Below are 8,711 nucleotides of genomic sequence, written 5' to 3'. Positions count from 1 at the left end.
GGGAAACCCGACAGACCATCACGCCCCTCACTCACCATCTGCCACAGGTCTTCCGGACCCGCCACACCACCCGGCAGGCGGCACGCCATACCGACAATGACGATCGGGTCGTCCGGGTCCGTGGCCATCGGTTCGGCGGCGTCCGATTCCGGCGGCGATGCGAGGCCGAGGATCTCGGCGCGCAGGTGCGCCGCCAGGGCCCGCGGGGTCGGGTGGTCGAAGGTGATCGTGGTGGGCAGCCGAAGCCCGGTGTGCTGGACCAGCCGGTTGCGCAGTTCGACCACGGCCAGCGAGGTGAAGCCGAGGTCGCGCAGGGCGCGGTCGGCCGCGATGTCCTCGGGTCCGGAGAGACGGAGCACCTCCGCGGCCTGGGTGCGGACAAGCCCTTCCAGTACGCGCAGTTGTGCGCCCTCTGCCAGTCCGGACAAGCTCGCCCGGCGGGTGACGAGGACCGCGGGATCGGGTTCGGTGAGCCGGAACGACGTCGCGGTCGGCTCCGCCGCGATCCTCAGGCGCGAGGGCAGGCCCGCGAGCCGGTGCCGGACGACCTTCCCGGACGCGGTGCGGGGGATGGAGTCGATCTCGTGGATCTCTTCCGGGACCTTGTACGCGGACAGGTGCTCGCGGCAGTGCGTCAGCAGCGCCTCGGCGTCGAAGCCGGACGGGCCGGGGACCACGTACGCGACCGGGACCTCGCCCAGTGCCTCGTGCGGCTTCGCCGCGACCGCCACGTCGGCCACGCCGTCGAAGGAGCGCAGTGCCGACTCCACCTCGACCGGGTGGATGTTCTCGCCGCCGCGAATGACGAGTTCCTTGATGCGGCCGCAGATGGTGAGGTGGCCTGCCTCGTCCCGGCGGGCCACGTCACCGGTGCGGAACCAGCCGTCGCGCATCGCCTCGGCGGTCGCTTCCGGGTTGTTGTGGTAGCCGACCATGACGTTCGGCCCCTGCACCCACACTTCGCCCTCGTGCCCGGCCGGTACGTCCTCGCAGGTGCGGGGGTCGACGACCCGGACTCCGACGCCCGGTACCGGAAGACCGCAGGAGCCGTCGACGCGGTCTCCGTACGGTGCGTTGATGGCGATCGCCCCGCACGTCTCGGTGCTGCCGTAGGCATCGACCAGCGGTACGGAGAAGGCCTCCTCGAACGACCGGCGCAGACCGGCGGAGGTCACGCCGCCGCCGACGAGTCCGATGCGCAGCTCGGGCAGGGTGAAGCCGCTCTCCCGTACCGCCTCGACCAGGTAGTGGTACGTCGTCGGGACGCCGGCCAGGAACGTCGAGCGGTCCTCGCGGAGTGCGTCGAGCACGTCCTGCGGGGAGTGACCGTCGATGATGCGGGCGGTGGCGCCTGCCACGGTGACCGACAGCACGCAGGCGATGTGGGAAAGGCTGTGGAACAGCGGCAGGGGCCACAACACCCGGTCGTCCGCCGCGAGTTCCGGGACGGGGATGTAGCAGGAGGCGACGGACCACAGACAGTTGCGCTGGGTGGACAGGACGCCCTTCGGGAGGCCCGTCGTGCCCGAGGTGTAGAACAGCCACGCCACGTCGTCCAGCGCCAGGTCGTCCCTGGCCGGGGCGGCCGCCGGGACGGTGGCGAGCTCGTCGTAGGAGTGGCAGCCGGACGGCACCGGCCCGTCTCCGGTCACGAGCAGGGTGGGGCCGGACGTCCCGTCGGCCGACCGGTGCAGCTCGGCCGCGTTCTCGGGGTCGGTGATGACGAACCGGGCGCCGCTGTCACGGAGCATGTGGGCGAGCTCGGCGGGCGTGACCCGCGGGTTGACCGGGACACCGACACCGGCGGCCCGGACGATCGCCAGGTAGCTCTCGACGGTGGAGACGGTGTTGCCGAGCAGGATGGCGACGCGATCGCCGCGCCGGAGGCCGAGATCGGCCAGGTGGCCGGCCAGCCGGGCCGTCCTCGCCTCCAGCTCCCGGTAGCCGACGGCACGGCCGCGGTCCACGAAGGCGGTCTTCTCACCGAACTGTTCTGCGTGCTCGACGAGAACTTCCGGAAGGGGCTTGATGATTTCGCCCTGCACCATGACGCCACACCTTCCGGAATATCCAGAATCGTTTACGAGAGAAGTCCCAAAACTGGGCTTGCCGCCAGGCTAGTTCGAGGCACGGCGGCACAACATCCCTCACCCTGGTAGGGGTCGTTTTCGGGGTCGATCACTACCAGACCTGGGGATGTCCGGCCGGAGGTGCCGGATTACCCTGTGGAAAACCCAGCCACGATGCCGTCCGTGTCATCACCCATGTCGGTCCACGGCAATTCGTTGGCGATATCCAGCACGGTGACGGTGTTTCGGGATGATGCACCCATCAGCGGCATGACTGTCCCGGGCGCCGTCGGATCACATTCCCGCTCAGCCGGGAGACTTAGGAGATTCATGAATTCCCGACAGGCACCGGAATTCCCCGCTTGGCCGCAGTTCGGCGACGACGAGCGGACCGGCCTGATCCGTGCGCTGGAGCAGGGTCAGTGGTGGCGCATGGGCGGCAGTGAAGTGGATTCCTTCGAGCGGGAGTTCGCCGAGTTCCACGGCGCCCCCTACGCGCTGGCCGTCACCAACGGCACCCACGCACTGGAACTCGCCCTCCAGGTGATGGGGATCGGTCCGGGCGACGAGGTCATCGTCCCCGCGTTCACCTTCATCTCGTCGTCGCAGGCGGTGCAGCGCCTGGGCGCGGTCGCGGTTCCCGTGGACGTCGCCCCGGACACGTACTGCATCGACCCGGTGGCGACCGCCGCCGCGATCACCCCCCGGACGCGGGCGATCATGCCCGTGCACATGGCCGGTCAGATCTCGGACATGGATGCCCTGGGGCAGCTCTCCGCCGACACCGGCGTCCCGCTGCTACAGGATGCCGCGCACGCGCACGGCGCGCGGTGGCAGGGCAAGCGGGTCGGCGAGCTGAGCCCGGTGTCCGCTTTCAGCTTCCAGAACGGCAAGCTGATGACCGCGGGCGAGGGCGGCGCCGTGCTGTTCTCGGACGCGGAGATGTACGAGAAGGCCTTCGTCCGCCACAGCTGCGGCCGTCCCCGTACCGACCGCCGGTACTTCCACGAGACGAGCGGCTCCAACTTCCGGCTCAACGAGTTCTCCGCGGCCGTCCTGCGTGCGCAGTTGCGACGCCTGGACTCGCAGATCGAGACCCGCCAGCAGCGCTGGCCCGTCCTCGCGGAGCTGCTCCGCGAGATTCCGGGTGTGGTCCCGCAGTCCGTGGACCCGCGGGCCGACCACAACGCGCACTACATGGCGATGTTCCGGATCCCCGGCATCAGCGAGGAAGGCCGCAACGCGCTGGTCGAGTCGCTCGTCGCCCGGGGGCTGCCGGCCTTCGTCGCCTTCCGTGCGGTCTACCGTACCGACGCCTTCTGGGAGATCGGCGCACCGGAGATGACGGTGGACGAGCTCGCCGCGCTCTGCCCCCACACCGAGGCCATCACGCGGGACTGCGTCTGGCTGCAGCACCGCGTGCTGCTCGGCACCGAGGAGGACATGCACACCACCGCGGCCATCGTGGCCGAGGTGGTGGCCGAAGCCCTGGCCGCCCGATGAGTGTCCGGGTCGCTGTCGTCGGACTCGGCTGGGCGGGCCGCGAGCTGTGGCTCCCCCGGCTGCGGGAGCATCCGGCGTTCGACCTCGTGGCCGTCGTCGACCCCAGTCCCGCCTCGCGGGCCGCCTGCGAACAGGACCTGGGCCCCGGCACGGACACGGCGGTCCACAGCCGGGTGGACGCGCTCGACCGCGGGTCGGTCGACCTCGCCGTGGTCGCGGTGCCCAACCATCTGCATGCCGCGGTGGCGGCCGACCTGCTCGCACGGGGCATTCCGGTCTTCGTGGAGAAGCCGGTCTGCCTGAACTCGGCCGAGGCGGAGCAGCTGGCCCGGGCGGAGTCCGAAGGTGGCGCCGTACTGCTCGCCGGCAGCGCCTCGCGCTACCGCGGCGACGTCGGCGCCCTGCTGGGCCTGGTGCCCTCGCTGGGCCGGATCCGCCATGTGGAGCTGGCCTGGACCCGGGCGCGCGGCGTCCCGAAGGCGGGCGGCTGGTTCACCAGCCGCAGCCAGGCCGGCGGTGGCGTACTGCTTGACCTCGGCTGGCATCTGCTGGACGTGCTCGACGGAGTCCTCGGGCCTGTCCCGATGGCCCAGGTGACGGGTACGACCTCCGACGACTTCGTCAACGACCCCTCGTGGGGCGCCGCATGGCGGCAGGACAGCCCACAGGCTGCTCTCCGCGGTGACGTGGAGGACACGGCCCGTGGATTCCTGGTGTCGGAACGCGGTACCTCGGTCGCACTGCGCGCCAGTTGGGCCTCGCACGCGGCACGGGATCTCACGCTGATCCAGGTCGAGGGCAGCGCGGGCACCGCCACGCTGCGGTGCGTCTTCGGTTTCAGCCCCAACCGGGAGCCCGTGCCGACGCTCACGCTGACGCGTGCGGGCCACACCGAGGACATCGTGCTGCCGGTCGAGCCGATCGGCGTCGAGTACGGCCGCCAGCTCGACGATCTGCCACGGCTGCTCGGCGATCCCGCGCACCGCGGCAGGGCCGTCGCGGACATCCGCAGGAACATCCGGATCACCGAGCGCTTCTACGAGTCCGCCCGTCCGACGGACGCCCCTTCCCCCCTCCTCCCCCTAGGAATGTCATGACAACCAACCCGGTCGAACCGTCCGACACGACCACGGCAACGCTGTCGCCGGTCAGGCACGCCGTGATCTTCGATCTGGACGGCGTCATCGTCGACAGCCTTGCCGTCATGAACGAGGCCTTCACGCTCGCCTACGCCGAGGTGGTCGGTGACGGGCCCGCCCCGTTCGAGGAGTATCAGCGGCACCAGGGCCGCTATTTCACCGACATCATGCAGATCATGGGGCTCCCGCTGGAGATGGAGGAGCCCTTCGTCCGTGAGAGCTACCGGCTCGCGCCGCAGGTGCAGGTCTTCGACGGTATGGCGGATCTGCTGACGACCCTGCGCGCCCGTGGCCTGCGGCTCGCCGTGGCGACGGGCAAGGCAGGGGCACGGGCCCGTTCGCTGCTCGACGTACTCGGTCTGCTGCCGCACTTCGACCATGTGATCGGGTCGGACGAGATCCCCCACCCGAAGCCCGCGCCGGACATCGTGCTCCACGCGCTGCGACTGCTGGACGTACCGGCCGAGCACGCGATCATGGTGGGCGACGCTCCGACCGACATGGCCAGCGCGCGGGGCGCCGGCGTCGCCACGGCCGCCGCCGTCTGGGCGACCATCGACGAGGAGGAGCTGCTCGCCTGTGGTCCCGACGTGATCCTGCGCGGACCGGCCGACCTGCTGGCGGTCTGTCCGGCCGTGCCCGCCCTCTGAGAGAGCCGGGAGATCCGAGAGAACCTCAGAGAGAACCGAGGAGACGGGCAGTGCATCGCACGGTGGGGACGGTGAGCCATCTCGGTATCGACATCGGGGGCACGAAGGTCGCCCTCCGCGTCGAGACCGAGGGCGAGGACGCCTACGAGGTGTCCTTCCCCTGGAACGAACGCCACAGCGCCGCGGGAGATCTCGCGCAGCTCGCCGACGCGGTCGGCGGGCTGCGCGCCCGTACGGGCGCCCGCACCGGCCAGGGGTTCCGGGCGGTGGGTGTCGCCATGCCGGCCACCGTCGCCTCTTCCGGCCGGGTCGTGGCGTGGCCGAACAGGCCGGAGTGGGCCGGGGTCGATCTGGGCGCGTCGCTGCGGGAGCTGTTTCCCGAGGCGCTGGTCGGCTGGGCCGACGACGGTGACCTCGGTGCGCTCGCCGAGGCGGGCGAGGCGGGCTGTGACCACCTGCTCTACCTGGGGGTGGGCACCGGTGTCGGGGGCGGTTTCGTCGACCGCGGCGCGAGCCACCCCGGGCCCGGTCGCGGGTCCTTCGAGATCGGGCACCTGATCGTCGACCGGGACGGCGCCCCGTGTGTGTGCGGGCGCCTGGGTTGCCTTCAGGCCGTCGCGTCGGGCCCGGCCACACTGCGACGGGCGGCACGGCTGCGGGGCTCGGAGGTCACCTTCGAGGCGTTGCGGGAGGGGATGCTCCGAGGTGCGCCGTGGGCCGCTGCCGCCGTGGACGAGTCGAGCCGGGCGCTGGCCGCCGCGGTGGTCGGCGTACACGAGCTGCTGCATCCGCAGCTCACCCTGATCGGCGGCGGCTTCGCCGACGGGCTTCCCGGGTTCGTCGATTCGGTCGCCGGCCAGGTGGTCCGGCTGGCCCGCCCGGGCGGGCCGACGTCACCGGTCGGGCCGGCCGTCCTGGGCGGCCTGTCGTCGCTGCGGGGCGCGTGCTCGCTGGCCCGTTCGCTCTGACGGACGGGCGGACGGCGGACACGGAAAGGCCCGGTCGGGTGGGACGGCGGTGAAGCCGTCCCACCCGACCGGGCCTTCTGCCTGCCACCGGTCAGGCCACGTCGGGTCAGAGCTCCTTCATCCGGGCGAACAGCTCGTCGAGCCGGCCGAACACCCGGGAGCCCTCAAGGTGGTTGGTGTAGTTGCGGGACTCGATGATCTGTCCGTCCCGGACGCGCAGGACGTAGACGCACGGGAGGGCCAGCGCCTTGTCCCCGATCGTGCCGCGGTACGTGAACTCGGCGACGACCACCTCCGCGTCGGTCGACTCGTGGATGACGACGTCCTCCGCCCGGTAGTCCCGCAGACCGGCGGCGGCGGACTTTCCGGGGCCCTCGGCGAAGTGCTTGCGCAGCTCGGCGCGGGTCAGCAGGGGGGTGTCACCGAGCGGCGCCATCGGGTGCTCCACGCGCGTGTGCTCGGCGTAGAGCGAGGCGAGTTCCTCCGCCTGGGAGGCGTCGCCCGCGACAAGCTTGGTGACACCGTCGATGACACGGTTGAACACCTCGCGCGGGGTGAGCGTTTGGGACATGGAGACCTCCAAGGGTCGGTGCAGGGGTACATGGGTGAACGGACGAGTCGATGACGACTGAGGACTGCGGCTTGCTGGTCCGCGGGGTGCGGGGTGCGGGGCGGAGGGTCAGATCCCGAGCCGGGATCTGGGGGCCACGGCCGCACCCGTGAGCCGGGCCCGCAGGTCGTCGACGAGCGTCGCCGCCTCCGCGGCTCCGTTCGCCGCTCCGAAGACGTGGTAGTCGGGGCGTACCAGCAGGGACGTCCCGTCACAGCGCTCCAGGTACGGGAGGTACACACCGTCGAGGTCGGCCACGGTCGCCGCCCCGCCCCCGTCAAACGGCCCGCCGTCGGCGTCCCCCGGCACCAGCCGGACCACCTGGGCGCCCAGGCCGGCCAGGAAGGCGAGCCGGTCGGCGCCGAGCGCCGTTTCCGGGTTCTCGGTGGTGAGCAGTGCGAAACCGCCTCCGACCACGTCGTCGAAGAGCCCGGTACGGCCTCGGTGCCGGACCCGGCCCTGCGGTACGACCTCACCGGCCGGCGGCGCGGTCACTCCGGTGAACCGCTGGTAGAGCAGCCCGCCGGAGAGCGGCGGCGCGGGCTCGGGCCGCGTGCTCGTACGGGTCTGGGCGTTGGCGAGCATCGCGGCGTCCCGGTCGGCGGCCGCGGCCGGATCGGACACGCAGATGACCTTGCCGAGCTTGACCGAGGAGCGGATCGACTCCTCCACCTGCTTGCGGCGCTCCGTGGTGTAGCTGTCGAGCACCGAGGTGTCGGCCAGGCCGCGCAGTACGAGGTCGAGCTTCCACGCCAGGTTGGCGACGTCCCGGATCCCGGAACACATGCCCTGCCCCGCGAAGGGCGGCATCAGGTGCGCGGCGTCACCGGCCAGCAGCACCCGGCCCACCCGCCACCGGTCCGCCCAGCGGGCCTGGAAGGTGTAGGTGGCGGTGCGCAGCAGCTTCGCGTTGGCCGGTGTCACGTCGAAGGGCGCGAGCAGCCGCCACGCCGTCTCGGGCCGCTCCAGTTCGGTGTTGCTCTCGCCCGGCAGGCGCATGAACTCCCAGCGTCGGTGCCCGGGACCGCTGGCGACCAGGGTCGTCGGGCGCGCCGGGTCGCAGATCTGCACGTTGCTGGGGGTGAAGGTGCGCGGCTCGGCGAGTTCGACGTCGCAGAGCAGCCAGTCGTAGGAGAAGCCGAGATCGGTGACGGGGACGCCGAGCCGTTCGCGTACGAAGCTTCGGGCGCCGTCGCAGCCGACGACCCACCGTGCGCCGAGGGTGCGTGTCGCGCCGTTCCGCGCGGTGGCGGTCACCTCGACGCGGTCCCCGCTGTCGACGATGTCGACGACGCGCTCCCCGCGCCGTATCTCCACGCCGGGGAGCGAGGACAGCCGGGTGGCCAGGCGGGCTTCGAGGGCCGGCTGGTGCATCGTGTTCGCGTCGGGCCAGCCGTACGGGCCGACGGGCGCGAAGTCGATGTCCAGCAGGGCCTGGCCGGCCGCGTTCTGCCACCGGTAGCCGTTGGCCGGTTCGGTGAACTCGCCCACCTGGGGGCCGATGCCGGTGGCCGCGATGAGCCGGGCGGTCTCGCCGTCGAAGCTGGTGGCGCGCGGGAGAAGGTACGGCTCGGCGCGCTGTTCGAGCACCGTCACCCGCCACCCGTGCTGGGCGAGCAGGATGGCCAGCACGCCGCCGACCGGCCCGTATCCGACGACCACGATGTCCGTGTCGGTGTCCTTGTCCGGGCCTGTGCCCGTGCCGGTCGCCGCGTCGGCGGGCGTGGCTGCGTCCGGGCGGAGGCCGCCCGACGGTCCGGTGAGCATGCTGG

Annotated in this window: 7 protein-coding genes; 4 read left to right on the top strand and 3 right to left on the bottom strand. The window is 71.7% G+C overall.

Annotated features, from left to right (window positions below):
- Positions 1 to 2,048: AMP-binding protein (locus AC07FA_RS15740; RefSeq protein WP_479075919.1), on the bottom strand; the 2,048-nt coding region annotated here is incomplete at its 3' end.
- A 351-nt stretch (positions 2,049 to 2,399) separates the two neighbouring features.
- On the opposite strand from AC07FA_RS15740, the gene AC07FA_RS15735 reads away from it, so the two are divergent.
- From AC07FA_RS15735 to AC07FA_RS15720, 4 genes are read left to right on the top strand one after another with little or no spacing between them, the layout of a single operon-like run.
- On the top strand, positions 2,400 to 3,572 hold the full coding sequence (locus tag AC07FA_RS15735; protein WP_479075917.1) for a DegT/DnrJ/EryC1/StrS family aminotransferase: 1,173 nt from the start codon (positions 2,400 to 2,402) through the stop codon (positions 3,570 to 3,572).
- Positions 3,569 to 4,669: a Gfo/Idh/MocA family protein gene (locus AC07FA_RS15730; RefSeq protein WP_479075915.1), complete on the top strand. Its 1,101-nt coding sequence runs from the start codon at positions 3,569 to 3,571 to the stop codon at positions 4,667 to 4,669. Before AC07FA_RS15735 ends, AC07FA_RS15730 begins: the two co-directional genes overlap by 4 nt.
- The gene (locus tag AC07FA_RS15725) at positions 4,666 to 5,361 is read left to right on the top strand and encodes an HAD-IA family hydrolase (protein WP_479075914.1); all 696 of its coding nucleotides are present in this window, start codon (positions 4,666 to 4,668) and stop codon (positions 5,359 to 5,361) included. The genes AC07FA_RS15730 and AC07FA_RS15725 overlap by 4 nt, the downstream gene beginning before the upstream one ends.
- Before the next feature lie 50 nt (positions 5,362 to 5,411).
- A complete protein-coding gene (locus AC07FA_RS15720) occupies positions 5,412 to 6,329 on the top strand; it encodes an ROK family protein (RefSeq protein WP_479075912.1) in 918 nt (305 codons plus the stop codon).
- A 106-nt stretch (positions 6,330 to 6,435) separates the two neighbouring features.
- On the opposite strand, the gene AC07FA_RS15715 is transcribed toward AC07FA_RS15720, so the two are convergent.
- The gene (locus AC07FA_RS15715; RefSeq protein ID WP_479075911.1) at positions 6,436 to 6,900 is read right to left on the bottom strand and encodes a nuclear transport factor 2 family protein; all 465 of its coding nucleotides are present in this window, start codon (positions 6,898 to 6,900) and stop codon (positions 6,436 to 6,438) included.
- 108 nt (positions 6,901 to 7,008) lie between these two features.
- Positions 7,009 to 8,706: a bifunctional 3-(3-hydroxy-phenyl)propionate/3-hydroxycinnamic acid hydroxylase MhpA gene (gene mhpA / locus AC07FA_RS15710; RefSeq protein ID WP_479075909.1), complete on the bottom strand. Its 1,698-nt coding sequence runs from the start codon at positions 8,704 to 8,706 to the stop codon at positions 7,009 to 7,011.
- Positions 8,707 to 8,711: the final 5 nt, after the last annotated feature.

It is taken from the genome of Streptomyces sp. NPDC045968 (assembly GCF_056430475.1).
This window is presented reverse-complemented; position numbering and strand designations above follow the sequence as displayed.

Excerpts from the sequence above, each read along its gene's own strand:
- AC07FA_RS15735 (WP_479075917.1), top strand. The coding sequence starts at position 2,400 with ATGAATTCCCGACAGGCACCGGAATTCCCCGCTTGGCCGCAGTTCGGC.
- AC07FA_RS15730 (WP_479075915.1), top strand. The coding sequence starts at position 3,569 with ATGAGTGTCCGGGTCGCTGTCGTCGGACTCGGCTGGGCGGGCCGCGAG.
- AC07FA_RS15725 (WP_479075914.1), top strand. The coding sequence starts at position 4,666 with ATGACAACCAACCCGGTCGAACCGTCCGACACGACCACGGCAACGCTG.
- AC07FA_RS15715 (WP_479075911.1), bottom strand. The coding sequence starts at position 6,900 with ATGTCCCAAACGCTCACCCCGCGCGAGGTGTTCAACCGTGTCATCGAC.
- mhpA (WP_479075909.1), bottom strand. The coding sequence starts at position 8,706 with ATGCTCACCGGACCGTCGGGCGGCCTCCGCCCGGACGCAGCCACGCCC.